Origin of the sequence: Microbispora hainanensis, assembly GCF_036186745.1 — a bacterium.
In the GTDB taxonomy this organism is placed as follows: Bacteria; Actinomycetota; Actinomycetes; order Streptosporangiales; family Streptosporangiaceae; genus Microbispora.
Genome location: NZ_CP108086.1, coordinates 7,680,710 through 7,705,839, shown reverse-complemented (window position 1 = coordinate 7,705,839; position 25,130 = coordinate 7,680,710). Strand labels below are relative to the sequence as shown.

22 protein-coding genes are annotated in these 25,130 nt (G+C 71.6%); 18 read left to right on the top strand and 4 right to left on the bottom strand.

The window, feature by feature from the left end; translation table 11 throughout:
- Positions 1–162 precede the first annotated feature (162 nt).
- On the top strand, positions 163–2,139 hold the full coding sequence (gene thrS / locus OHB01_RS35125) for a threonine--tRNA ligase (RefSeq protein ID WP_142648921.1): 1,977 nt from the start codon (positions 163–165) through the stop codon (positions 2,137–2,139).
- A gap of 157 nt (positions 2,140–2,296) precedes the next feature.
- Here thrS and OHB01_RS35120 read toward each other — a convergent pair whose 3' ends face one another.
- On the bottom strand, positions 2,297–2,857 hold the full coding sequence (locus tag OHB01_RS35120; protein ID WP_142648922.1) for an Asp23/Gls24 family envelope stress response protein: 561 nt from the start codon (positions 2,855–2,857) through the stop codon (positions 2,297–2,299).
- Between the two features lie 287 nt (positions 2,858–3,144).
- On the opposite strand from OHB01_RS35120, the gene OHB01_RS35115 reads away from it, so the two are divergent.
- Positions 3,145–3,696 (top strand): HIT family protein, encoded by a 552-nt coding sequence (locus OHB01_RS35115; RefSeq protein ID WP_221889943.1) that lies wholly within the window; start codon positions 3,145–3,147, stop codon positions 3,694–3,696.
- Positions 3,697–3,747: 51 nt separating this feature from the next.
- On the opposite strand, the gene OHB01_RS35110 is transcribed toward OHB01_RS35115, so the two are convergent.
- The 3 genes from OHB01_RS35110 to OHB01_RS35100 form a co-directional block, all read right to left on the bottom strand.
- On the bottom strand, positions 3,748–5,970 hold the full coding sequence (locus OHB01_RS35110; protein ID WP_328854558.1) for a hypothetical protein: 2,223 nt from the start codon (positions 5,968–5,970) through the stop codon (positions 3,748–3,750).
- A gap of 169 nt (positions 5,971–6,139) precedes the next feature.
- Positions 6,140–7,756, bottom strand: coding sequence for a glycoside hydrolase family 10 protein (locus OHB01_RS35105; RefSeq protein ID WP_142648925.1), 1,617 nt, complete (start codon positions 7,754–7,756; stop codon positions 6,140–6,142).
- A 234-nt stretch (positions 7,757–7,990) separates the two neighbouring features.
- Positions 7,991–10,120, bottom strand: coding sequence for an elongation factor G-like protein EF-G2 (locus tag OHB01_RS35100; RefSeq protein ID WP_142648926.1), 2,130 nt, complete (start codon positions 10,118–10,120; stop codon positions 7,991–7,993).
- A 267-nt stretch (positions 10,121–10,387) separates the two neighbouring features.
- On the opposite strand from OHB01_RS35100, the gene pgsA reads away from it, so the two are divergent.
- The 16 genes from pgsA to secF all read left to right on the top strand — a co-directional run bounded on the left by pgsA (position 10,388) and on the right by secF (position 25,061).
- Positions 10,388–10,993: a phosphatidylinositol phosphate synthase gene (gene pgsA / locus OHB01_RS35095; protein WP_142648977.1), complete on the top strand. Its 606-nt coding sequence runs from the start codon at positions 10,388–10,390 to the stop codon at positions 10,991–10,993.
- Positions 10,994–11,040: 47 nt separating this feature from the next.
- Positions 11,041–11,964, top strand: coding sequence for a phosphatidylinositol mannoside acyltransferase (locus tag OHB01_RS35090; RefSeq protein WP_260617343.1), 924 nt, complete (start codon positions 11,041–11,043; stop codon positions 11,962–11,964).
- Positions 11,961–13,094 (top strand): glycosyltransferase family 4 protein, encoded by a 1,134-nt coding sequence (locus OHB01_RS35085; protein WP_142648928.1) that lies wholly within the window; start codon positions 11,961–11,963, stop codon positions 13,092–13,094. The genes OHB01_RS35090 and OHB01_RS35085 overlap by 4 nt, the downstream gene beginning before the upstream one ends.
- A 40-nt stretch (positions 13,095–13,134) precedes the next feature.
- Positions 13,135–13,674, top strand: coding sequence for a hypothetical protein (locus tag OHB01_RS35080; protein WP_142648929.1), 540 nt, complete (start codon positions 13,135–13,137; stop codon positions 13,672–13,674).
- A gap of 135 nt (positions 13,675–13,809) precedes the next feature.
- On the top strand, positions 13,810–14,814 hold the full coding sequence (locus OHB01_RS35075; RefSeq protein ID WP_142648930.1) for a DUF3048 domain-containing protein: 1,005 nt from the start codon (positions 13,810–13,812) through the stop codon (positions 14,812–14,814).
- Between the two features lie 107 nt (positions 14,815–14,921).
- The gene (gene pdxS / locus OHB01_RS35070; RefSeq protein ID WP_147944781.1) at positions 14,922–15,836 is read left to right on the top strand and encodes a pyridoxal 5'-phosphate synthase lyase subunit PdxS; all 915 of its coding nucleotides are present in this window, start codon (positions 14,922–14,924) and stop codon (positions 15,834–15,836) included.
- Positions 15,837–15,918: 82 nt separating this feature from the next.
- Complete coding sequence (locus OHB01_RS35065) at positions 15,919–16,344, top strand: MarR family winged helix-turn-helix transcriptional regulator (protein WP_147944780.1); 426 nt, start codon at positions 15,919–15,921, stop codon at positions 16,342–16,344.
- 88 nt (positions 16,345–16,432) lie between these two features.
- Complete coding sequence (gene pdxT / locus OHB01_RS35060; protein ID WP_142648932.1) at positions 16,433–17,023, top strand: pyridoxal 5'-phosphate synthase glutaminase subunit PdxT; 591 nt, start codon at positions 16,433–16,435, stop codon at positions 17,021–17,023.
- Between the two features lie 3 nt (positions 17,024–17,026).
- On the top strand, positions 17,027–17,779 hold the full coding sequence (locus OHB01_RS35055; protein WP_142648933.1) for a YebC/PmpR family DNA-binding transcriptional regulator: 753 nt from the start codon (positions 17,027–17,029) through the stop codon (positions 17,777–17,779).
- Between the two features lie 138 nt (positions 17,780–17,917).
- Positions 17,918–19,114: a GNAT family N-acetyltransferase gene (locus OHB01_RS35050; RefSeq protein ID WP_147944779.1), complete on the top strand. Its 1,197-nt coding sequence runs from the start codon at positions 17,918–17,920 to the stop codon at positions 19,112–19,114.
- Positions 19,115–19,224: 110 nt separating this feature from the next.
- Positions 19,225–19,854: a crossover junction endodeoxyribonuclease RuvC gene (gene ruvC, locus OHB01_RS35045; RefSeq protein WP_328710898.1), complete on the top strand. Its 630-nt coding sequence runs from the start codon at positions 19,225–19,227 to the stop codon at positions 19,852–19,854.
- Positions 19,851–20,471, top strand: a complete 621-nt coding sequence (gene ruvA, locus OHB01_RS35040) for a Holliday junction branch migration protein RuvA (protein ID WP_328710391.1) — start codon at positions 19,851–19,853, stop codon at positions 20,469–20,471. The genes ruvC and ruvA overlap by 4 nt, the downstream gene beginning before the upstream one ends.
- An 80-nt stretch (positions 20,472–20,551) precedes the next feature.
- Positions 20,552–21,601 (top strand): Holliday junction branch migration DNA helicase RuvB, encoded by a 1,050-nt coding sequence (gene ruvB, locus OHB01_RS35035; protein ID WP_142648936.1) that lies wholly within the window; start codon positions 20,552–20,554, stop codon positions 21,599–21,601.
- 243 nt (positions 21,602–21,844) lie between these two features.
- Positions 21,845–22,195, top strand: a complete 351-nt coding sequence (gene yajC / locus OHB01_RS35030; protein WP_142648937.1) for a preprotein translocase subunit YajC — start codon at positions 21,845–21,847, stop codon at positions 22,193–22,195.
- 41 nt (positions 22,196–22,236) lie between these two features.
- Complete coding sequence (secD, locus tag OHB01_RS35025; RefSeq protein ID WP_312845752.1) at positions 22,237–24,027, top strand: protein translocase subunit SecD; 1,791 nt, start codon at positions 22,237–22,239, stop codon at positions 24,025–24,027.
- Positions 24,027–25,061 (top strand): protein translocase subunit SecF, encoded by a 1,035-nt coding sequence (gene secF / locus OHB01_RS35020; protein ID WP_142648938.1) that lies wholly within the window; start codon positions 24,027–24,029, stop codon positions 25,059–25,061. The genes secD and secF overlap by 1 nt, the downstream gene beginning before the upstream one ends.
- Positions 25,062–25,130 lie beyond the last annotated feature (69 nt).

Sequence of the window (25,130 nt, the reverse complement as noted above, 5' to 3'; positions counted from 1 at the left end):
CCGTCTCCGGCCGCCGGCCCGGCACGGAAGATCACGCGGGGGCGGCGGATGCGCGCCATTATTGGGCGGCGTCACCGGTAGCATCGGATGCGACCGGAGCCGTCGCCTCGCGTGCGCGCGGCCCCCGAGATCCATGCGCCGAACCTGTCCTAAGGAGCCACCGTGTCCGCCGCCCTTGAGATACGCATCACCCTCGCCGGAGCCGAGCGCGTGGTGGCGGCGGGTACGACGGCCGGGGAGGCGCTCGGCGCCGACGGCAGGTCGGTGATCGCCGCCCGGATCAACGGCGAGCTGCGCGACCTGGCCACCGAGGTCGCCGAGGGCGACGCGGTCGAGCCGGTCGCGATCGACAGCCCCGACGGCCGCGCCATCCTGCGCCACTCCACCGCGCACGTCATGGCCCAGGCCGTCCAGGAGATCTTCCCCGAGGCGAAGCTCGGCATCGGCCCGCCGGTCGAGAACGGCTTCTACTACGACTTCGACGTCCGGGAGCCGTTCACCCCCGACGACCTCAAGCGCATCGAGAAGCGCATGCGCGAGATCGTCAAGCAGGGGCAGACCTTCCGCCGCCGCCCGGTGGGCGACGACGAGGCCCGCGAGGAGCTCGCCGCCGAGCCGTACAAGCTGGAGCTGATCGGGCTCAAGGGCGGCGCGGCCGAGTCCACCGAGGGCGCGAACGTCGAGGTCGGCGGCGGCCAGCTCACCATCTACGACAACCTCGACCCCAAGACGGGCGAGCTGTGCTGGAAGGACCTGTGCCGCGGGCCCCACCTGCCCAGCACCCGGGTCATCCCGGCCTTCAAGCTCATGCGGTCCGGCGGCGCCTACTGGCGGGGCAGCGAGAAGAACCCGCAGCTCCAGCGCATCTACGGCACCGCCTGGGAGTCGCGGGAGAAGCAGGACGAATACCTCCACCTCCTGGAGGAGGCCGAGAAGCGCGACCACCGCAAGCTGGGCGCCGAGCTCGACCTGTTCTCGTTCCCCGACGAGCTGGGCTCCGGCCTGCCGGTGTTCCACCCCAAGGGCGGCGTGATCCGCCGGGTGATGGAGGACTACTCCCGCCGCCGGCACGAGGAGGCGGGCTACTCCTTCGTCAACACCCCGCACATCACGAAGGACAACCTGTACAAGATCTCCGGCCACCTCGACTGGTACGCCGACGGCATGTTCCCTCCCATGGAGCTGGAGGGCGCGCGCTACTACCTCAAGCCGATGAACTGCCCGATGCACAACCTGATCTTCAGGGCGCGCGGGCGGTCCTACCGTGAGCTGCCGCTGCGGCTGTTCGAGTTCGGCACGGTCTACCGCTACGAGAAGTCGGGCGTCGTGCACGGCCTCACCCGCGTACGCGGCCTGACCCAGGACGACGCGCACATCTACTGCACCCGCGAGCAGATGCGCGATGAGCTCACCTCGCTGCTGCGCTTCGTGCTCGACCTGCTGCGCGACTACGGCCTGGAGGACTTCTACCTGGAGCTGTCCACCAAGGACCCGGAGAAGTTCGTCGGCTCCGACGAGACCTGGGAGGAGGCCACCCAGACCCTGCGGGAGGTGGCCGAGTCCGAGAAGCTGGAGCTGGTCCTCGACCCGGGCGGCGCGGCCTTCTACGGCCCCAAGATCTCGGTGCAGGCCCGGGACGCGATCGGCCGGTCGTGGCAGATGTCGACCATCCAGCTCGACTTCAACCTGCCGGAGCGCTTCGGGCTGGAATACCAGGCCCCCGACGGCACCCGGCAGCGGCCCGTCATGATCCACCGGGCGCTGTTCGGCTCGATCGAGCGTTTCTTCGGCGTGCTGGTCGAGCACTACGCGGGCGCGTTCCCCGCGTGGCTCGCCCCGGTGCAGGTCGTCGGCATCCCGATCGCCGACGCCCACGTGCCCTACCTGCAGGACGTCGCCAAGCGGCTGCGTGAGCACGGCATCCGGGTCGAGGTCGACGAGAGCGACGACCGCATGCAGAAGAAGATCCGCAACGCCCAGAAGGCGAAGGTGCCCTACATGCTCCTCGCGGGCGACGACGACATCGCCGCGGGCGCGGTCTCGTTCCGCTACCGCAGCGGCGAGCAGAAGAACGCCGTGCCGATCGACCAGGCGATCGAGGAGATCGTGGACGCCGTCCGCCGCCGCGTCCAGGTCTGACCGCTCACACGGAGAACGCGGGGGCCCCACCCGGGGCTCCCGCGTTCGCGTTGCCGGCAGGGACGGCCAGTACGGCCAAGGGGTCTCCCGGCGCGCGCCAGAGGCGTCCCCGGGGCCGGGGGCGGTCATGGCCCGGGGCGTCTCAGGGGCGGCCGGCTCAGGACGCCTGGGCGGCCTCGGCGGGGGAGTCCTCACCAGGGAGACGGACGTCGTCGACGGTCACGTTGACCTCGACCACGTGCATGCCGAGCATCCGGCTCACCGAGCGGGCGACGTTGACCTTGACCTCGGTGGCGACGTCCATCACCACGTGGCCGTACACGATGACGATGGTCACGTCGATGGAGACCTGCTGATCCTGGATCTTGGCTGCCACGCCCTGCGTCGCCCGCTTGGAGCCCACGCCGATGCGGTCGCGTACGGATTCAAAGGCGCGTTCGAGGTCGCCGCCCAGGTCGGCGACGCCGGGGATCTCCAGGGCGGCCAGCGCGGCGACCTTCTCCACGACCTCGTCGGCGACCTTGATCCGGCCCTTGAGCACGTTGGCGGTCGGCGCCTCGGGCCTCGGCGTCGGCGCGGACGGCTCAGGCTCCGGCCTCGGCTCCGCCCGATCGGCCGCCGCTTCCGCCGGCACGTCGGCCGGGTCGCCGAGGCTCTCCCCGGCGTACGCGCCGGTCGGCTCTTCCACTCGCTCCTCGACGACTGCGGCCTCGCTCATGTGACGGCTCCTCGGGGGTCTGGGCGTCCGGCAGGTGCATTCTGCCCCATGATCGAGCAGGTCGTCCGGCCTCCGCGGATATCGGTCGCGGCCCTGGCGCAACCCGGCCGGTGAGAGGAGATCCGCGAGGTCATATGCTGCTGCCGGTGTCGTTTTTCGCGCACAGCACCGTGCAGATCGGTGCCGGTGCACGTGCCGCCGGCGCGGAGGCGGCGGCGCCGTGAACAACGGCGGCGCCGTGAACAACAGCAGCACCGGGGACAACGGGAGCGGAGGAGATCGCGGACGTGGACTCAGAGCCGATCGAGCAGGCGGGCGCCGGGATTCCCGACAGCTTCCAGCGCCTGTGGACCCCGCACCGGATGGCCTACATCAAGGGCGAGAACAAGCCCAGCGGCTCCGGCGCGGATGACGGCTGCCCGTTCTGTGAGATTCCCAAGCTCTCCGACGAGGACGGCCTGATCGTGGCCCGGGGCTCGGCCGTGTTCGCCGTGCTCAACCTCTATCCGTACAACTCGGGGCACCTGATGGTCTGCCCCTACCGGCACGTGTCCGACTACGCCGACCTCGACGGGCCCGAGACGGCGGAGCTGGCCGAGTTCACCAAGCGCGCGACGCAGGCGCTGCGCAAGGCGAGCGGGGCGCAGGGCTTCAACGTCGGCATGAACCTGGGCAGTGTGGCGGGCGCGGGCATCGCCGCCCACCTCCATCAGCACGTCGTGCCGAGGTGGGGCGGCGACACCAACTTCATGCCGGTGGTGGGACGCACCAAGGTGCTGCCGCAGCTGCTGCGCGACACGCGCGACCTGCTCGCGGAGGCCTGGCCCGCCGCCTCCTGACGACTCCCCGGCACCGGCCGGAACCGGCCGGGAGCCAGGGCCCGGACGGCGTCAGGCCGTCGCGGGGCTCGGCGGCGTGCCCGGTGATCCGGCGGCGGCCGGGACGGGCTCGCCGTGCTGCAGGGCGCGGATGCCGGCGCTGAGCACGAGCGGCACGGCCAGGGCCAGCGCCATGGACAGCACCGCGGCCCCCGAGTCGTTGACGAGCATGCCGACCAGGCCGCTCACGAGCGCGCCGAGCAGGCCCGCCTTGAGCATGGGCGCCCGTTCGAACGCGATCGGCAGCACGCCGGCGCTCGCCGCCCCCGGCCGCAGCAGCGCGAAGACGAGGAACGCGAACGCGGCGAGCACCACGGGCATCAGGTTCGGGCTGAGCAGCGTGGAGAGCATCGCGCCGAGCTTGCGGGAGATCACCGGCAGGAACGTGCCGTCGGCCACCTGTCCCACGAAGCGGCCCAGGTGCGTCTGGCTGGCCGGGGGCCGCAGGTAGTCGAGGTAGGCGATGGCCATCACCAGGGCGCCGCCTCCGGCGCAGAAGGCGCCCAGCTTGACGATCGACACCCGCTTGCCCGCCACGATCAGCGCGGTGACCGCGATGCCCGGGACGAAGGCGATGACGCCGCCGAAGTCGCTGCCCACCCCGGGCCAGCCGTCGAGCAGCATGGCGAACGCCCCGAGGGCCGTGACCAGGGCCACCGCGAGGGCCTTGCGGCCCACTCGGACCAGCCGGTCGGCGGCGGCCGTGGTGACGAGCAGCACTGCCGTGGCGAGCAGCGCGAAGGGGATGTTGCCCAGGCCGTAGTAGCGGGCCCCGACCACGCCGGTGTAGCCCATCAGGCTGTTGAGCTGCAGGGGCGTGCCGGTCAGCAGGTCGCCGAGCAGCACGGCCGCGGTCGCCGCCGCGATCACGGTCAGCGGGCCGAGCACGCCCCGCCGCCACGGTCCGGCGAGGGCCACCACGGTCAGCGCCGCGGCGATCGCCGCGATCGAGGCGAAGAGCGTGACCGCGGGCTGTGCCGTACGGGCCCACGGGGTGAGGTTGACCAGGTAGGTCGAGACGGGAATCGAGGCGAGCGCCACGGCGGCGGCCCGTACGGCGGGCAGCCCGTCGCGGCGGCGCAGCAGCAGGAACGCGGTGACGTAGAAGACCACCTGGAGCATGGCGAGCGAGGTGAAGAAGACGCCGGTCGCGTCGCGGATCGTCTGCCCCGCGACGTCGGCGGCGCGCAGGGCCTCGACGCGCTCGTCCAGGGTCCCGTCCGCCGCATGGGTCTCGACCGGCACGCCGACGACGACGGGAGGAGCGGCCACCCCGGTCCTGGCCAGGATCGTGGCGGTGAGATCCGGGACGATGACCATGTCGTCCCGATGGGTGGACCGGGCGCCGAGCGCCCACGCGGCGCCGCTGGAAGCGCGGCTGGAGGTGCCGCTGGAGGTGCCGCTGTCCGGGCCGCGCAGCATGGCGGTCCTGAGGTGGGGGACCGAGCCGTGGTCGGAGAGCCCGGCGACCAGCACCGTCGCCGGTCCGAGCTGCGGCAGGAACGACCCGAGCTTCGCGTCGGCCGCCCGGGCCGCGGCCCGGCGCGCGTCGTCGGACAGGCTCTCGGGCACCTCGCTCATCCGGTCGCCGGAGACGTACGGGGAGATGAGGTCGGGGATCTCCACGGCGACCACGTCGCCGCGCGACCACTGCGTGACCTCGGCGGGGGAGGGGGCGTAGAGGTCCACCCGGCCCTCGCGGTCGGCGAGCGCGAGCGCCGCTCCCGGGCCGACGGCCATCGTCGTCCGCCCGGCCGCGTGCAGGGCCTGCCCCAGCGTGCCCGCGGCGTCCTGCTCGCGCACCTCCCACAGCCAGGAGAACTCGGGGACGACCGCGCCCTCGCCGTCGGCCTTGGGAGTGGGGGCCATGCCGCACGCTCCCCCCACCGCCGACCGCACCCCGGCCGAGACCGTGAGCCAGGCGTCGTACGGGCAGGTGTCCTTGCGTACGGCCCGCACCGACAGGGACCCGAGGGCGGACTCGCCGGCGAGCCGCCAGAGGTTCGGGGTGCCGGCCGGGGTCACGTCGCTCCACATCAGGCCGGGGATGCCGACGAGCACGACGCGTTCACCGGCCGCCGTCGGGACCCGTTCGGCCACCCGTTCGGCCGCCCGTACACCGGCCGTGGTCGCCGCCCCGGACGCGAGCCCGGAGGCCGCGGCGGGAGCGGCGGCCAGCACCGACACGCCGAACACGACGGCGACGAGCGCGCGCCTCACCCACGTGCCACTCACCGGCGACCCCCATGTCCTCGTACGCGCAGCCCAGTCGCGCAATCCTGTACGCGCAGTCCCCGTACGTGATCTTGAAAAATCTCGCGACCACGCTACCGGACCCGCTGACGGCCGCGCAGCAATCCGCGACCGGCCCGTTCCCGCAGGCCCCCAAGGGGCACTGCCGAGGTCAGGCCGCCCGGGTGGCAGGGCTCTCGTTGCCGAGGCGGTCGACGGCGGTGACGTAGTAGGTGCCGGGGGCTCCGGCGGCGTACGACGGGGCCTGGGACGCCGGGACGACGGCCACCAGGTTGCGCGCGTCCGCGGTGGCGCAGGAGGCGTCCTTGCCCGTCACCCGGTAGATCCCGTACGACTGGGCGCCCGGCTGGGCCTGCCACGTCAGCGTCCCGCCGGCCGCCTTCACCCCGCGCGGAGCGGCGGGCGCGGACCCCTGGCGGAGCACCGGCGGCAGCGCCGGGCGGGCGTAGTGGCTCTTCACGATCCGGTCGAGCACGCCCAGCGGGTTCTTCACCAGTTGCGCGGCACTGAAGTAGACGTCGCCCGAGATCTCGGGATATTTGCGGTTCAGCGTGAGATGAGCGGGCAGCTCGCCCGCCCTGGTCCAGGCCGGGGTGTCGGCGGTGCCCACCCGATAGAGGGCCTGCCCGATGAAGAGGTCCACGTCGGTGCCCTTCACCGCGTCGGCCCACCACTTGGCGAGCACGGTGTAGTCGGCCGCGGCGAAGCCCCGGGGCCAGTAGAGCTGGGGCATCACGTAGTCGACCGAGCCCGCCTTGATCCACGCCCTGGCGTCCGCGTAGATCGAGTCGTAGGCCGACATGCCCTTGGTGGCCGAGCCCGCCGGGTCCTCGGCCTTGTTGCGCCAGATGCCGAACGGGCTGATCCCGAAGACCGCGTACGGCCTGGCCGCGTGCACCGCCTGCGAGACCTGGGCGACGAGCTGGTTCACGTTGCGCCGCCGCCAGTCGGCCAGCGTCAGGCCCTTGCCGTACTTCTTGTACGCCGCCTGGTCGGCGAACCGCGTCCCCTGGCCGGGGTAGGGGTAGAAGTAGTCGTCGAAGTGGACGCCGTCGACGTCGTAGCGCGTGACGACGTCCGTCACGACCTTGGTCACCCAGTCGCGCACCTGCGGCAGGCCGGGGTTGTAGTAGAGCTTGCCCTCGTGCTTGACGGTCCAGTCCGGGTGCAGGCGCGCCGGGTGCCCGGCGGGCAGCTTCGAGGTGGCCGAGTCGGCCGCCCGGTAGGGGTTGAACCACGCGTGGAACTGCAGGCCGCGCTTGTGGGCCTCGTCCACCAGGAACGGCAGCGGGTCCCAGCCCGGGTCCCTGCCCGCCGTGCCGGTGAGCCACTGCGACCACGGCTCGAGCGACGAGCGGTAGACCGCGTCCGAGGCGGGCCGCACCTGGAAGAACACCGCGTTCAGGCGCCGCTTGACCGCGTTGTCGAGGATTTTCAGATATTCGGCCTTCTGCCGCTCGGGCGGCAGTCCCGGCTTCGACGGCCAGTCGAGATTGTGCACGGTGGCGATCCAGACGCCGCGAAGCTGGCGCTTGGGGTATTTCACGCTGGTGGCGCAGGAGCCCGCCGCGGTGAGCGTCTGCGCCTCGACCTGCTCCCGTGCCGCCTTCGCCGGCGCCGCCGTACTTCCGGCCTTCGCGGCGGCCTTGTCCGCGCCGACCTGCTCGGCCTGAGCGCCGGGGCCGAACGTGTAGGCGGCTCCGACGGCGACGGCGGCGATGACGGTGGTCGCGATCAACGGGCGGACGACCTGTCTCCGCTCGGTCACGTGGCTTCCCCCATGATTTGCCAGTAAGTCAGGCCATAAGTCTTACATCGGCAAAAGAGCGGTTTAGCCAGAAAAACGAAATGAATTTGTGATGCGGAAGTGACGCGGGGCACCTCGTGGGGCTCCCCGGGCCCCGGGCACGCGAAACCCCGCCCGAGGAGACAGTGCCGTTGAGCTGGGCGGACCCCGGCGGGCGGGAGGCGGGCCGCCGGAGTCCGCGAACCGTTCCGGCCGCTACTCGCTCGCGGCGGCGACCTTGTCGGCGAGGTGGGCGGGCAGCGGCTCGTACCGCAGGAAGGAGCGGCTGAACGTGCCCGTCCCGTGGGACAGCGAGCGCAGGTCGATCGCGTACCGCGTGATCTCCAGCTGCGGCACCTCGGCGCGCACCAGCGTGCGGCCCGTGCCCACCGGCTCGGTGCCGAGCACCCTGCCGCGCCGGGAGGACAGATCGGACATCACGGCTCCGACGTAGTCGTCGGACACGAGCACCGACACCTCGTCCACCGGTTCGAGCAGGTGCGTCGCCACCTTGGACGCGGCGTCCTTGAGCGCGAGCTGCCCGGCGATCTGGAAGGCCATGTCGGAGGAGTCGACCGAGTGGGCCTTGCCGTCGTAGAGCGTCACGCGGACGTCGACCATCGGGTAGCCGGCGACGACCCCGCGCTCCATCTGGGCCCGCACGCCCTTCTCCACCGACGGGATGAACTGCCTCGGCACCACGCCGCCCACGATCTTGTCGACGAACTCGAACCCGCCGCCCGACGGCAGCGGCTCGACCTCTATGTGGCAGATCGCGTACTGTCCGTGGCCGCCGGTCTGCTTGACGTTGCGCCCCATGCCCTGCGCCTTTCCGGCGAACGTCTCCCGCAGCGGCACCCGCAGGTCGATCTTCTCGACCTCGACCCCGTGCCGCTTGGCCAGGCGGTCGAGCAGGACGTCGGAGTGCGCCTCGCCCATGCACCACAGCACGAGCTGGCGGGTCTCGGCGTTGTTCTCCAGCCGCAGCGTCGGGTCCTCCGCCACCAGGCGGCTCAGGGCCTGGCTGAGCTTGTCCTCGTCGGCCTTCGACTTCGCCCTGATGGCGACCGGCAGCAGCGGCTCCGGCATGGTCCACGCCTCGACCAGCAGCGGGTCGCCCTTGTCCGAGAGCGTGTCGCCCGTCTCGGTGTGCGACAGCTTGGCGACCGCGCAGATGTCCCCGGCGACGCACTTGCCCACGGTCCGTTGCATCTTGCCGAGCGGCGACGACAGGGCGCCCACCCGCTCGTCGACGTCGTGGTCCTCGTGCCCCCGTTCGGCCAGGCCGTGACCCGACACGTGCACCGTCATGTCCGGCCGCAGCGTGCCCGAGAAGACCCGGACCAGGCTGATCCGCCCGACGTACGGATCGCTCGTGGTCTTCACGACCTCGGCCACGAGCGGGCCGTCCGGGTCGGCGGTGCACTCCCTGCACGGCTTGCCGTCGATCGAGGTGATCTTGGGCAGCGGGTGCTCCAGGGGTGAGGGGAAGCCCTGCGTGACGATCTCCAGCAGCTCAAGCATGCCGACGCCGGGCGCCGTGGCGAGCACCGGATAGAAGCCGGCCCGGGCGACCGCCTTCTCCAGGTCGTCGATGAGCACCTTGGTGTCGATCGTCTCGCCGGAGAGGTAACGGTCCATGAGGGACTCGTCCTCGCTCTCCTGGATGATCCCCTCGATGAGGTCGCCGCGATACTGCTCGATGAGCGCGAGCTGGCCGGCGTCGGGCTCCCGCTCGGTCCTGCGCCCGCCGGTGTAGTCGAACAGCCGCTGCGACAGCAGGCCGAGCAGCCCGGTGCCGTTCACCGGCAGGTAGAGCGGCGCCACCCCGTCGCCGAACACGTCCTGGCAGGTGGCGAGCACCTCGTCGAAGTTGGCGCGCTGGTGGTCGATCTTGGTGATGACCACGGCGCGGGGCATCCCCACGAGCGCGCACTCCTCCCAGAGCATGCGCGTGAGCCCGTCCACACCCTCGGCGGCGGAGACGACGAACAGCGCCGCGTCGGCCGCGCGCAGGCCGGCCCGCAGGTCGCCGACGAAGTCGGCGTACCCGGGGGTGTCCAAGAAGTTGATTTTGATGCCGTTGTGGACGACGGGAGCGACCGACAGGTTGACGGAACGCTGCTGGCGCACCTCCACCTCGTCGAAGTCGCTGACCGTGGTGCCGTCCTCGACCCGGCCGGGGCGCTGGATGGTGCCCGTCTCCGCGAGCAGCGCCTCGACCAGCGTGGTCTTCCCGGCCCCGGAATGGCCGACCAGCACGACATTGCGCACCATGTCCGGCCGATCGGCCGCGGGTGCCCTGCCCGCGGCCCCTGTTGTCGCGCCGGTTGATCTTTCGGCCACATCGCCTCCCGAATCTCTGAGCGGTCGGGATGGGCACGTGGCACGCACCCCGCGCCGGCCGCTCTGCCGTCGCTGTCCGCGCCCGGGGGCCTCGCCCTCTCAGGACCGTGCGGCGGCCGGCACGGCGGTTCACCTCCGTGTCGTCTCCGCGCGGCCCCGCGGGCGCGTGCTCTTCACCCTTTACCCATGTGGCGCATATCACAAGACTTTTCGGCGGAATGTGCTTGCGAGGTGCGGCGGCGCTGGATGGCCTACGATCGGACGGCGATGTTGAACATCCTGCGCCCCGCCGTCACCCGAGTCATGACCCCTCTGGGGCGAGCCCTCGCCCGCTGGGGGATCTCGCCCGATGTGATCACCACGATCGGCACGCTCGGAGTGGTGGCCTCCGCTCTCGTCTTCTACCCGCTCGGGCATCTGTTCGCGGGAACGCTCGTCATCACGTTCTTCGTGCTCGCCGACCTCCTGGACGGCGTGCTGGCCCGGATGACGGGCAAGGGGAGCACGTGGGGCGCCTTCCTGGACTCCACGCTCGACCGTCTCGGCGACGCCTCGATCTTCTCGGGACTGATCCTCTACTTCGTCCTCAAGGACGAGCAGGAGATCGTCCTCGCGGTCGTCGCGCTCTTCTGCCTCGTCGCGGGAGCATTGGTCTCCTACGCCAAGGCCAGGGCCGAGGGCCTCGGCATGTCCGCGAACGTCGGCATCGCCGAACGGGGGGAGCGTCTCGTGGTCGTGCTCGTGGCGGCCGGGCTGTCCGGCCTCGGCGTGCCGTACGTCCTGGCGGCCGGGCTCTGGCTGCTCGCCGCCGCCAGCGCCGTCACGGTGGTGCAGCGGATGGTGCACGTCTACAGACAGGCGGTGGTCAGATGAAGGGCTCGGACGGCCCACCCCCCGGGCGGTCCGCGCGACCCGGTGCGGTGCCCCTCGCCGACCGGCTGGTCGCGGCGGCGTACTCCGTCGGCTGGGCCGTGGTCCGATACGTGCCGGAACGGCTGGCCGCGTGGTTCTTCCAGGTGCTCGCCGACTGGCTGTGGCTCAGGCGCGGCAAGTCCGTGCGCCGCCTGGAGTCCAACCTGGCCCGCGTCGTCGGCGGCGACGCCGGCGACCGCGCCGTACGCGAGCTGAGCCGGGCGGGCATGCGCTCCTACTTCCGCTACTGGATGGAGTCGTTCCGCTTCGCCGCCTACACCCGCGAGCGCATCCTCGATGGCACCCGGGCCACCGGGGGCGAGCACATCTTCGACAACCTCGCCCGGGGCAGGGGAGTGGTGGTCGCACTGCCCCACATGGGCAACTACGACCTCGCCGGGGCCTGGCTGGTGCACATGGGCCACCGCTTCACCACGGTCGCCGAGCGGCTGAAGCCCGAGTCGCTGTTCGAGCGCTTCGTCGACTACCGCGAGCGGCTCGGCATGGAGGTGCTGCCGCTGACCGCCAAGGGCGGCGGCAGCGCGATGGCGTTCGGCACGCTCGCCAAGCGGCTGCGCGAGGGCAAGACGGTCTGCCTGCCCGCCGAGCGCGACCTGACCGCCTCCGGCGTCGAGGTCGACTTCTTCGGCGCGAGGACCCGCATGGCCGCCGGGCCCGCGGCGCTGGCGGTCCAGACGGGCGCCGCGCTGCTGGCCGCCGTGCTGTGGTTCGAGGGGGACGGCTGGGGCATCCGCATCCACGAGGAGATCCCCGTCCCGGCCGAGGGGACGCGCGAGGAGAAGGTCGGGGTGATGACCCAGGCCGTGGCGGCGGTGTTCGAGAAGGGCATCGCCGAGCATCCGGAGGACTGGCACATGCTCCAGCGCCTCTGGCTCGACGACCTGGAGCCCCGGGGCGGGGCGCAGTCGTGAACGTCGGCATCGTCTGCCCGTACACCTGGGAGGTCCCCGGGGGCGTGCAGGCGCACATCAGGGACCTCGCCGAGGCGCTCATCGAGGACGGGCACAAGGTGTCGGTCATCGCCCCCGCGGCCGACGACGCCGGCCTGCCGTCGTACGTGACCCCGGCGGGCCGCGCCGTGCCCGTGCCGTACAACGGGTCGGTCGCCCGCCTGGCGTTCGGGTTCCTGTCGGCCAACCGGGTGCGCAAGTGGATCAGGGAGGGCGGGTTCGACGTGCTGCACGTGCACGAGCCCGCCGTGCCGTCCCTCGGCGTGCTCGCCTGCTGGGTCGCTCGCGGCCCCATCGTGGCGACGTTCCACGCCTCGTACGAGCGGTCGCGGGCCATGTCGGTGGCCGCGCCGATGCTGCAGAGCGCGCTGGAGAAGATCACGGGCAGGATCGCGGTCTCCGAGGCCGCCCGCAAGACGCTGGTGGAGCACCTCGGCGGTGACGCGGTGCTGATCCCCAACGGCGTCACCGTGCGCAGGTACGCCGAGGGCGAGCCGCTGCCCGGCTGGGGTCCCGACGGCGACGTGATCGGCTTCCTCGGACGGATGGACGAGCCGCGCAAGGGCCTGGCCGTGCTGCTGGAGGCGTTCGCCCTGCTGGCTCCGGAGCGGCCGAGGCTGCGCCTGCTGATCGCCGGCCCGGGCGACCCCGACGACGTGCTCGGGCGGGTGCCGCGGGAGTATCGCGACAGGGTCGGGCTGCTCGGCATGGTCAGCGAGGCCGACAAGGTGCGCGCCTATCACTCCGTCGACGTCTTCTGCGCGCCCAACCTGGGCGGGGAGAGCTTCGGCATCGTGCTCACCGAGGCGATGTCGGCCGGGGCGCCGATCCTCGCCAGCGACATCCCCGCCTTCCGGCGCGTGCTGGACGACGGCCAGGCCGGTGCGCTGTTCACGACCGGGGACCCCGCGGCCCTGGCCAGGGAGGCCGCCCGGCTGCTCGACGACCCCGAGCGCCGCGCCAAGCTCTCCGACGAGGCCCGCCAGGCGGTGTGGAAGTACGACTGGTCGACGGTCGCGCGGGAGGTCGTGCGCGTCTACGAGACGGTCACCCACGCCAGCGCGGGCGTGGTCGAGGACGCGCTGCCATGACGATCCGTGGCGGTCAGGTCGCATACGGGGAGGTGCCGGCGTGACCACGACCCTGATCCTCGTGGCGGCCGTGGTCGTCGTGCTGTTCGCCGTCTACGTCTCCTGGCGGGCGGGGCGGCTCGACCGTCTCCACATCCGCCTGGAGACCGCCCAGGCCGCGCTCGACGCCGCGCTGCTGCGCCGCGCCGCGGTCTGCCTGGAGCTCGCCGGTTCGCGCATCCTCGACCCCGCCACCTCGCTGGTGCTCGCCGCGGCCGCCCACGAGGCCCGTACGGCGGGGCCGGACGAGCGCGAGCACGCCGAGAGCGACCTGTCGAGGACGCTGCGGGCGGTGGTCGACCAGGAGCGGTTCCGGGAGAAGCTGGCCGAGCACCCCGCGGGGGCCGCCCTGCTGGAGGAACTGGACACCGCGGTCGCCAAGGTCGTCTACTCGCGCCGGTTCTACAACAACGCCGCCGCCGTCACCCGTGCGGCGCAGCGGCGCTGGCTGGCCCGCACGCTGCACCTCGCCGGGCACACCGACCCGCCCCGCTTCTTCGACATCGATGACGAACCGCCCGAATCGCTCGCTAGTGGATAGTCACTTTTTGTCGGGCATTTCGGGCTGATCCCGGTAAGCTCATGCCGATTCATTGCCATGCTGGTCAACGGGTCCGCGTGGGCCAGGTCCGTCGTGCCTGGTGGCGAGGGCTTTCCATCGGGAGGAGCGGATACGGTGCGGGCAGGGATCGGCTTCACGCTGGCCATGGCGGTCGTCCTGACCGGAGCCGCGTGCTCGGGGGGCGACAAGCCCGTCGCCCAGTCCCAGGGGGCCAGTGTCGTGGAGTCGCCGACTCCGCCTCCGCCGCCTCCCGAGCATCCGTTCACCGGCCGCCCCATCGCCGCGCGCAAGCCGGTGCTCGCCGTGAAGATCGAGAACACCCACGCGGGCAAGCCGCAGATGGGCCTGCGCAGCGCCGACATCGTCTTCGTCGAGCAGGTCGAAGGCGGGCTCACCCGGCTCATGGCGATCTTCTCCTCGAAGCTGCCCGCCCAGGTGGGGCCGGTCCGCAGCGCCCGCATCTCCGACCTGCACATCCTCCCGATGTTCGGCAAGCCCGCCCTTGCCTACTCCGGCGTGCAGACGAAGATGATCCCCTATGTCCAGAAGGCCTCGCTGTTCGACGTGTCCGACAGCCGGGTCCCCGCGGCGTACACCCGCGCGGCCGGCCGGGTCGCGCCGTACAACCTGGTCGGCAGCCCCAGGAAGCTGCTCGCCAAGGCGCCGCAGGCGACCAGGGCGCACGACATCGGCTTCGTCTTCTCCGACGAGCCGCCGGCCGGAGGCACGCCGCAGAAGAGCGTCACCGTCCGCTATCCCGCGGCCCGCTTCACGTTCACGTGGTCGGCGTCGCAGAAGCGGTGGCTGGTGACGCAGGACGGCGAGAAGGACATGGCGGCCGAGGGCGGCCAGCAGGGCGCCCCCACGATCGTCATCCAGTGGGTGAAGACCGACCGCTCGGAGTTCCACGACTTCACCGGCAGCTACACCCCGCTCGTGCACACGGTGGGCAAGGGCACCGGCGTCGTGCTCAGGGACGGCCAGGCATTCCGGATCAAGTGGTCGCGCTCCTCGGAGAAGAAGGGCACCACCTACACCATGGCCGACGGCACGCCCATGCCGTTCGCCCGCGGCCAGGTCTGGGTCGTGCTCGCCTCGCGCAAGCCTGTCGCGCCGTGATGGACAAAGAGGCTGATCGACTCCGACATATGGGTGCGTGAGGTGCGGGATCGGTCACGGCCTACCATGGAGAGGATTCCGTAGGCCCGCCGTCGTGAGGTAGCACCGTGTCCAGCAGCACCCCCGAAGTCAACGAGACCACCGCCGTCGGCACCGCCCGCGTGAAGCGCGGCATGGCCGAGATGCTCAAGGGCGGTGTCATCATGGACGTCGTCACCCCGGAGCAGGCCAAGATCGCAGAGGACGCGGGAGCCGTCGCCGTCATGGCGCTGGAGCGTGTCCCGGCCGACATCCGCGCCCAGGGCGGCGTGTCCCGGATGAGCGACCCCGACATGATCGAGGGCATCATCAACGCCGTCTCCATCCCGGTGATGGCCAAGGCCAGGATCGGCCACTTCGTCGAGGCCCAGGTGCTCCAGGCGCTCGGGGTCGACTACATCGACGAGTCCGAGGTCCTCACCCCGGCCGACTACGCCAACCACATCGACAAGTGGCAGTTCACCGTGCCCTTCGTGTGCGGGGCCACCAACCTCGGCGAGGCGCTGCGCCGCATCACCGAGGGCGCCGCGATGATCCGCTCCAAGGGCGAGGCCGGCACCGGCGACGTCTCCAACGCCACCACCCACATGCGCAAGATCCGCGGCGAGATCAAGCGCCTCACCTCGCTGCCCGAGGACGAGCTGTACGTCGCGGCCAAGGAACTGCAGGCGCCGTACGAGCTGGTGGCCGAGATCGCCAAGACCGGCAAGCTGCCGGTGGTGCTGTTCACCGCGGGCGGCATCGCCACCCCGGCCGACGCCGCGATGATGATGCAGCTCGGCGCCGAGGGCGTGTTCGTCGGCTCGGGCATCTTCAAGTCCGGCGACCCCGCCAGGCGCGCCGCCGCCATCGTCAAGGCCACCACGTTCTACGACGACCCCGACGTGATCGCCAAGGTCTCGCGCGGCCTGGGCGAGGCGATGGTCGGCATCAACGTCGACGACATCCCCGTGCCGCACCGCCTCGCCGAGCGCGGCTGGTAGGCGCCGGAAGCCGGAGCGAAGACGCCCGGCCGGACATCCCGGCCGGGCGTTCGTGCTGTCCGCCCCGTTATCGTGGCCTGCTATGACGACCGACGACACGGCACGGCTCGCCGAGAACCTGTCGCGTGAGCTGCGCCACATCGTGATGCTGCTGCGCCGTACGACGGCGGGGCAGCCGGTCACCGCCCAGCAATACTCCGTGCTCGGCTCCCTGGAGGAGGGCGCGCGCCGGATGACCGAGCTGGCCGAGGAGCACGGCGTGCAGCTCCCGACGATGAGCGTGCAGGTCAGCCGCCTGGAGGAGGCCGGTCTCGTCGCGCGGGGCACCGACGCCTCCGACGCGCGGGTGCGCACCGTCGAGCTGACCGGCGAGGGACGCGACCGCCTCCGGGCCGTACGGCGGGCCAGGATCGCCTACCTGTCCGACCGGCTGGACGCGCTGACCGTCGAGGAGCGCACGGCCATAGCCCACGCCCTGCCCGCCCTCGCGAAGCTGGGCCGTGCCTGACGGAACACGCCGGCCTCGTCCGATCCGTCGTTTTGGGCCCGCAAGACCGCGGCCATACCCTGAACACGTCAGCACAGGAAGGGAAACCGTGACGTCCGCACCCAAGATCGGCGTGCTCGCCCTGCAGGGCGACGTGCGCGAGCACATCCGCGCTCTGGAGGAGTCGGGCGCCACCGCCACGCCGGTGCGCAGGCAGGAGGAGCTCGCCGCGGTGGACGCGCTGGTCGTCCCGGGCGGGGAGTCGACCACGATGTGGAAGCTCGCCGTCACCTTCGAGCTGCTCGAACCGCTGCGGCTGCGGATCAAGGAGGGCATGCCCGCCTACGGCTCGTGCGCCGGGATGATCATGCTGGCCGACCGGATCGAGGGCGGCATCGAGGGCCAGGAGACGCTGGGCGGCATCGACATGGTGGTCCGCCGCAACGCCTTCGGCCGCCAGGTCGACTCGTTCGAGGCCGATCTCGACTTCGCCGGACGGGGGACGATCAGGGCCGTGTTCATCCGCGCGCCCTGGGTCGAGTCCGTGGGGCCCGACGTGGAAGTGCTGGGCCGCACCGAAGCTGGGGATAGGATCGTCGCGGTCCGACAGGGACCGCTGCTCGCGACGTCCTTCCATCCGGAGCTGACGGGCGACGCGCGGGTGCACTCGTATTTTGTCGAAATGGTGAGGGAGCTCTAGGCGATGTCCGGCCACTCCAAATGGGCGACGACGAAGCACAAGAAGGCGGCGCTGGACTCCAAGCGCGGCAAGCTTTTCGCCAAGCTCATCAAGAACATCGAGGTCGCGGCCAGGACCGGCGGGCCCGACCCGGACGGCAACCCCACGCTGTTCGACGCCATCACCAAGGCCAGGAAGAACTCGGTCCCGATCGACAACATCGAGCGGGCCCGCAAGCGCGGCGGCGGCCTCGAGGCCGGCGGCGCCGACTGGCAGACGATCATGTACGAGGGCTACGCCCCCGGCGGTGTCGCGGTTCTCATCGAGTGCCTCACCGACAACCGCAACCGTGCGGCGTCCGAGGTGCGCGTGGCGCTGACCCGCAACGGCGGCTCGCTCGCCGACCCCGGCTCGGTGTCGTACATGTTCAACCGCAAGGGCGTCGTGATCGTCCCCAAGGGGTCGCTGACCGAGGACGACGTGCTCATGGCCGTCCTCGACGCGGGCGCCGAGGAGGTCAACGACCTCGGCGAGAGCTTCGAGGTGGTCTCCGAGGCCTCCGACCTGATCCCCGTGCGCAAGGCGCTGCAGGACGCCGGCATCGACTACGAGTCGGCCGAGATGAGCTTCGTCCCCACGCTCAACGTCCCCCTCGACGAGGAGGGCGCCCGCAAGGTCTTCAAGCTCATCGACGCGCTCGAGGACAGCGACGACGTGCAGAACGTCTGGGCGAACTTCGACGTGAGCGACGAGGTCATGGAGAAGGTCGGCGCCTGACGCCGGAGGCGGGCACGGGCCCTCGGCCCACATGGGCACGGGCCCTCGGCCCACATGGGCGCGGGGCCCGGCCCGAGGCCCCCGCGTGAGCGGAAAACCGGTGGCATGGCCGCCGGGGCCCGCATAGCTTGGCCGGTTGTGGACATCCGTCATCTCACGAGCGACGACCTGGACGCCGTCCTCGACACCCGCAGGCGCGCCTTCGGCCCGCTGTCCGGCGGCGACGTGGAGACCTGGCGCAAGCTCGTCACCCCGATGCTGCCCGAGGGCCGTTATCTGGGCGCCTTCGACGGCCCCCGGCTCGTCGGCGCGGCCAGGATCAACCCGTACGTCCAGTGGTGGCACGGCCGCCCGCTGTCCATGGGCGGCGTGGGGGCTGTGACGGTGGCGCCGGAGGACCGCGGCAGGGGCGTGGGCCGGGCGCTCACGCACGCGGTCATCGAGCGCTGCGCCGAGCTGGGCCACGTGGTCTCCGCGCTCTACCCGGCCACCACGCCCATCTACCGGAGCGCGGGCTACGAGCACGCCGGCGTGCTCCAGCGGGTCACCGTGCCCGCCGAGGCGCTGCGTACGCTCGGCGGTCCATCCGGTCTATCCGGCGCGTCCGGCGCGGTCAAGCTGCGCAGGATGGGCCCCGCCGACGCGGCCGAGGTCGTCGCCCTGGTCGGCCGGGTGCACACCGCCGCCCGCGCGAGCGGCCCGCTCTGCTTCGACGAGCGGACCTGGCGGCTGTGGCTGGAGGACGACGACGACTTCTGCTACCTGGCCGAGGACGGGTTCGTCGTCTACCGGTGGAGCGACGGGGACATCGAGGTCGACAACCTGCTCGCGGGGTCGGAGGCGACGGCCAGGGCCCTGTGGTCGCTGGTCGGCAGCTCCTCAAGCGTCGCCAAGTCGGTGAAGGCGTTCGTGGACCCGGCCGACCCGGTGCTCTGGATGCTGCGGGAGCGGTCGAGGGACGAGGTCAGCCAGACCCGGTGGATGTTCCGGCTGATCGATCTGCCCGCCGCTGTCGAGGGGCGCGGCTTCCCCGCCGGAGTCCGCGCCGAGATCCCCGTCGAGGTGACCGACGCCCTGCGCCCGGGCAACGCGGGCGCGTGGCTGCTGCGGGTGGACGGCCGCGCCGGCTCCATGACACGGCGGGACGCGCCGGGCGGTGAGAAGGCCGCCGGCGACGCGACACGGCTCGCGATCGGCGGGATGTCCGCACTTTTCGCCGGCGTCCCCGCGGCCACCCTCCGCCGGGCCGGCCTGCTGAGCGGCGGATCTCCCGACACCGATGACGCGCTGGACGCCGCCTTCGGCTGCACCGCGTACATGATCGACTACTTCTGACGCCCCCGCGCGGCCGCTGATCGCGATAGAGTGACCGACCGAACAGATGTTCGGCGCAGCGGCGGCCGCGCCGCCGGGATCAGGGAGGCGTGCCGGTGCGGATGCCCCAGCTGCGGGTGATGGGCGTGGACCCGGGGTTGACGCGGTGCGGTCTCGGCGCCGTGGAGGGCCGCCCGGGCGCGCCGCTGAGCCTGCTGTCGGTCGGGGTGGTCCGCACCCCGCCCGACGACGACATCGGGTCCCGGCTGGTCGTCATCGAGGCCGAGATCGAGCGCTGGCTCGACGAGATCAGGCCCGACGCGGTCGCCGTCGAGCGGGTCTTCGCCCAGCACAACGTCCGCACGGTGATGGGGACGGCCCAGGCGTCGGCCGTCGCGATCGTCTGCGCGGCCCGGCGGGGGCTGCCGGTCGCGCTGCACACGCCCAGCGAGGTCAAGGCCGCGATCACCGGCAACGGCAACGCCGACAAGAAGCAGGTCGGCACGATGGTCACCCGGTTGCTGCGGCTCGACGCCATGCCCAGGCCCGCGGACGCGGCCGACGCGCTCGCCCTGGCCATCTGCCACGTCTGGCGCGGCGGCGTGCAGCATCGCCTGGCCGACGCCCTGGCCAGGGCCCGTTCCGGCGGTGCCGCCGCCATCGGCACTGGTGGCACCGGGGGCACCGGGGGCTCTGGTAGGACTGGGAGACCCGGCGAAGTCGCGGCCGGGCGTCAGGACCGGGGAGGGAACACGCGGTGATCGCATCCGTTGCGGGGCAGGTGGCGGCGATCGGCGCCGACAGCGCCGTGGTCGAGGTGGGCGGCGTCGGGATGCTCGTCCACTGCACCCCGGGCACCCTGGCCGGGCTGCGGGTCGGTGAGCCCGCCCGGCTGTCCACCTCGCTCGTCGTACGCGAGGACTCCCTCACGCTGTACGGCTTCGCCTCCGACGACGAGCGCACGGTCTTCGAGCTGCTCCAGACGGCCAGCGGGGTCGGGCCGCGCCTGGCCCTGGCCATGCTCGCGGTCCACGCGCCCAACGCGCTGCGGGTCGCGGTGGCGAGCGCCGACATCAAGGCCCTGACGATGGTGCCCGGCATCGGCCAGAAGGGCGCGCAGCGCATCGTGCTGGAACTCAAGGACAAGCTCGGCACCCCGGCGGCGGCCGTCGACGCCGCGCTCAACGGCGCGTCGGCGGCGCCCGTCTGGCGCGACCAGGTCCACTCCGGGCTGGTCGGGCTCGGCTACTCGTCCAGGGACGCCGACGAGGCGGTCGCGGCGGTCACCGCGGAGGCCGAGGCGGAGCTCGCGGCCGGCCGCGCCCCGCAGGTGGCGGCGCTGCTCAAGTCGGCGCTGCGCGTGCTGAGCGTGCGGTGACCCTCGTGGCGGGCTGAAGGTTCCATGAAATTTTCACCGGGAATCGGACGGGTCCCGGCAGGCCGAGCGGATGGTGTCGAGTGAGCTTCGAGCGGGATCTCGTGTCGCCGGAACCGGAGGGCGACGAGCGGGCGATCGAGGCCGCGCTGCGCCCCCGGCGCCTTGACGAGTTCATCGGGCAGGGCCGGGTGCGCGAGCAGCTGTCGCTGGTGCTGGAGAGCGCGCTGCGCCGCAACCGCCCGCCCGACCACGTGCTCATGAGCGGCGGTCCCGGGCTCGGGAAGACGACGCTCGCCATGATCATCGCCTCCGAGCTCGGCGCGCCGCTGCGGATGACCTCGGGCCCGGCGCTGGAGCGCGCGGGCGACCTGGCCGCGATCCTGTCCACGCTGACCGAGGGCGAGGTCCTGTTCATCGACGAGATCCACCGCATGGCCCGCCCGGCGGAGGAGATGCTCTATCTCGCCATGGAGGACTTCCGGGTGGACATCGTCGTCGGCAAGGGCCCCGGCGCCACCTCGATCCCCCTCGACATCGCCCCGTTCACCCTGGTCGGGGCGACCACCAGGGCGGGGCTGCTGCCCGCGCCGCTGCGCGACAGGTTCGGCTTCACCGCCCACATGGACTTCTACGACGTGGCCGAGCTGGAGCAGGTGCTGCGGCGCTCCGCGAAGCTGCTGTCGGTCGAGCTGCCGGACGAGGGCGCCCACGAGATCGCCCGCCGTTCGCGCGGCACGCCCCGCATCGCCAACCGCTTGCTCCGCCGGGTGCGCGACTTCGCCGAGGTCCGCGCGGAGGGCGTGATCGACCGGGAGATCGCGGCGGCGGCGCTCAACCTCTACGAGGTCGACGCCGAGGGGCTCGACCGGCTCGACCGGGCCGTGCTCGACGCGCTGCTGCGCAAGTTCGGCGGCGGCCCGGTGGGCCTGTCGACACTCGCGGTGGCGGTGGGGGAGGAGCCGGAGACCGTCGAGGTCGTGGCCGAGCCCTTCCTGGTGCGGCAGGGGCTGCTGGCCCGCACCCCGAGGGGCCGCGTCGCCACCGCGGCCGCCTGGGCGCACCTCGGCATGACCCCGCCTCCCGACGCGGTCGGCTCGGTGGCGGTGCCCTCGCTCTTCGACGACGCCTGAACGCCGGGCGCCAAGGCGGTAAGCGGAAACCGGGGCAAAGAGGTAACAGACCGATTGCGAAGCCCATGAAACGGGAACTTTCCCGCCCGCCTGCCCGTGGGTTCGTTGCCGGGCTTCTGCGTGCTCGCATACACTGCGTGGCTTGACTGGCCGCACACGCGAGAAGTCGCGGTGGCCCGCGTGTGAAGCGCACAAGACCTCCGGCGTCAGGCCGGTTCATCACGTTACGAAAGGGTGGCCCCCGTGGGTAACAACCCGCTTGGGACGTTCCTGCCACTGATCTTGTTGGTAGTGGTGTTCTACTTCCTCCTGATCCGCCCCCAGCGCAAGCGGCAGCAGGAACAGATCCAGATGCAGAACTCCCTCACCCCGGGCGCCCGGGTCATGACCACGACGGGGTTGTTCGCGACGGTGGTCGCGCTGCAGGACGACGACGTCGTGCTGGAGGTGGCCCCCGGTGTCGAGACCCGCTGGGTCAAGGCGGCGATCGGCCGGGTGATCACCCCCGCGGACGAGGTGACCGAAACCGAGGAGACCGTGACCGAGGGCACCGACACGGGGAACGGCGACGACACGAGCACCAAGCAGTCCTGAGTAGGCTGATCACAACTTTTCGACGAAAGAACTGACCTCCAGTGGCCCCACCGACCAGTAGCCAGAGCAAGCCGGGACGCACACTCCTGCTGCTCCTTGCGCTCATCATCGTCATGGGCGCGACGGTCGCCCTCCAGAAGGCGTTCGTCCCCAAGTTCGGCCTCGACCTCGCGGGCGGCACGACCGTGACGCTCTCGCCGGTCACGGCGGACGGGAAGGCGCCGTCGCAGGAGAGCCTCGACCGAGCCGTGACGATCATCCGGCAGCGCGTCAACGGCACCGGCATCTCCGACGCCCAGGTCGCGAAGTCGAACGACAACATCGTGATCCAGATCCCGGGCGCGGGCCGTGACGAGGCCCTCAAGCTGGTGTCGACCACCGCCGAACTGCGCATGCGGCAGGTGCTCGCGGTGGCCGCCGCGGCGAACCCGCCGGCCGAGGTGCCCACGGCGGCTCCGACGCCCAGCGGCTCGGCCACGGCGACGCCCGCGACCACCGCGGGCACGCCGACGCCGGCCGGGCAGGGCGCGGACAACGGCAACGCGACTCCCGCCGGGCGCGCCCTGTCGAAGGCGCTGACCGCGCCGTCGCCGGACCCGAGCGCCTCGGAGAGGGCCGGGAACCACCGCAAGGCGGGGGCGGGAGCCGCCCGCGCCAACCGGGCGAAGGCGTCGCCCTCGGCGGCCGCTCCCAGCCCCACGCCGACGGCCGCTCCGCAGGACGCGGGCGACCCACTGGCAGGTCAGGACACCAGCGGCATCGACCCGGCGCTGCTGACCGAGTTCCGCAACATCGACTGCACCGCGAAGAACCGCGGTCAGGGCGCCGCGGACGACCCGAACAAGCAGATCGTCGCCTGCAGCGACGACGGCACGGCCCGCTACATCCTGGACAAGGCCGCGGTGCAGGGCACCGAGATCAGCGGCGCCCAGGCGGGCACCGACCCCACCACCGGTGAGTGGATCGTCCAGGTCGACTTCAAGTCGAAGGGCGCCAGCCAGTTCGCCGACATCACCCGGCGCATCACGTCCCTGCCGGCCCCGCGCAACCAGCTCGCCAACGTGCTGGACGGCGTCGTCATCGTCGCTCCGACGATCGAGGAGGCCATCCCCGGCGGCAGCGCCCGGATCTCCGGCAGCTTCACGCAGACGACCGCCACCGAGCTGGCCGACCAGCTCAAGTACGGCGCGCTGCCGCTGAAGTTCCAGCAGAGCTCGGTCGTGTCGGTCTCCTCGACCCTCGGCCAGGACCAGCTCAACGGCGGTCTCATCTCCGGTGCGCTCGGCCTGCTCGTCGTCATGATCTACCTGTTGATCTACTACCGGGGCCTGGGGCTCATCGGCATCGCCAGCCTGTGCGTGGCCACCGTGTTCACGTACCTGACGGTGGACGTGCTGAGCCACAACGCCGGCTTCCGGCTCTCGCTGCCGCACATCATCGGTCTGGTGGTCTCGATCGGCATCACCGCGGACTCGTTCATCGTCTACTTCGAACGGATCCGTGACGAGATCAAGGAGGGCCACCGCACGCTGCGCTCGGCCGTGGAGGTGGCCTGGCGGCGCGCCCGGCGCACCATCCTGGTCGCCGACGCGGTCATGTTCATCGCCGCGGTGGTGCTCTACTTCCTCGCGGTCGGCGACGTGGCCGGCTTCGCGTTCGCGATGGGCCTGACGACGCTCATCGACATCGTGGTGGTGTTCCTGTTCACCAAGCCGCTGATGTCCCTCATGGGGCGGTTGCGGTTCTTCTCCAAGGGCCACAAGCTGTCCGGACTCGACGCGGAGCGCATGGGCCGCACCAGCCCCGCCGAGCAGACCCTGCAGGAGGCGTGATGCCGGGAGTGATCAGCCGCCTCTACCGCGGCGACATCAACATCGACTTCGTCGGCAAGCGCAAGATCTGGTACGGCCTGTCGGTGTTCCTGCTGGCCGTCTCGATCCTCGGCCTGGCGCTGAACGGGCTCAACCTGGGCGTGGAGTTCCGCGGCGGCTCGGTGTTCGACTTCACGCGCACGCCCGGCTCCAGCATCGAGCAGGTCCGCGAGACCGTCTCGGACGCCGGGGTCCACCAGGTCATCGTGCAGCAGGCCGGTCCGAACTGGCGGGTCACCACCGAGAGCCTCAAGGGCGACGAGGTGACCAAGGTCCAGACCACGATCGCCCAGAAGTACGGGATCAAGGAAGACCAGGTCAGCTCCCAGGTCATCGGCGCGACCTGGGGTGGCGAGGTCTCGCAGAAGGCCTGGATCGGCCTCGCGGTCTTCATGATCGCGATCATGCTGTACCTGTCGGTCGCCTTCGAGTGGCGGATGGCCCTCGCGGCGATCGTCGCCCTCGTCCACGACCTCGTGATCACCGCGGGCGTCTACGCCTGGTCGGGCTTCGAGGTCACCCCGGCGACCATGCTCGGCTTCCTCACGATCCTCGGTTACTCGTTGTACGACGCGGTCGTCGTCTTCGACATGATCAAGGAGGTCACGGGCAAGCTCGGCACGAGCGCGAAGATGACCTACACGCAGGCCGCCAACAACGCACTCAGCCACACGCTGATCCGGTCGCTGAACACCTCGCTGGTCGCGATCCTGCCGGTGGCGGCGATCCTGTTCATCGGCACCACGCTGCTCGGCGCCGGCACGCTGAAGGACCTGTCGCTGGCCCTGTTCGTCGGCATGATCGTCGGCACCTACTCGTCCCTGTGCGTGGCCACGCCGATCCTGGTCACGCTGAAGGAGCGGGAGCCCAAGTGGCAGGCGCTGGCCCAGCGGGTGCACGCCAAGCAGGTCTCCGCGGCCAAGGCCGCCGCGAAGGAGCCCGTCTCGGCCGGCACGCAGCAGGCCGCCGGCACGGAGAAGCGCAAGAAGCGCTGACCCCCGGCCCGTCCGACGCAGGCGCCCCCGGAACCCGCCGGTTCCGGGGGCGCCTTCATGTTCCCCTGT

Bases quoted from the DNA above. Each gene is read 5' to 3' on its own strand.
- OHB01_RS35055 (WP_142648933.1), top strand. From the start codon at position 17,027: ATGTCCGGCCACTCCAAATGGGCGACGACGAAGCACAAGAAGGCGGCG.
- OHB01_RS35065 (WP_147944780.1), top strand. From the start codon at position 15,919: ATGACGACCGACGACACGGCACGGCTCGCCGAGAACCTGTCGCGTGAG.
- OHB01_RS35120 (WP_142648922.1), bottom strand. From the start codon at position 2,857: ATGAGCGAGGCCGCAGTCGTCGAGGAGCGAGTGGAAGAGCCGACCGGC.
- secF (WP_142648938.1), top strand. From the start codon at position 24,027: ATGCCGGGAGTGATCAGCCGCCTCTACCGCGGCGACATCAACATCGAC.
- pgsA (WP_142648977.1), top strand. From the start codon at position 10,388: ATGTTGAACATCCTGCGCCCCGCCGTCACCCGAGTCATGACCCCTCTG.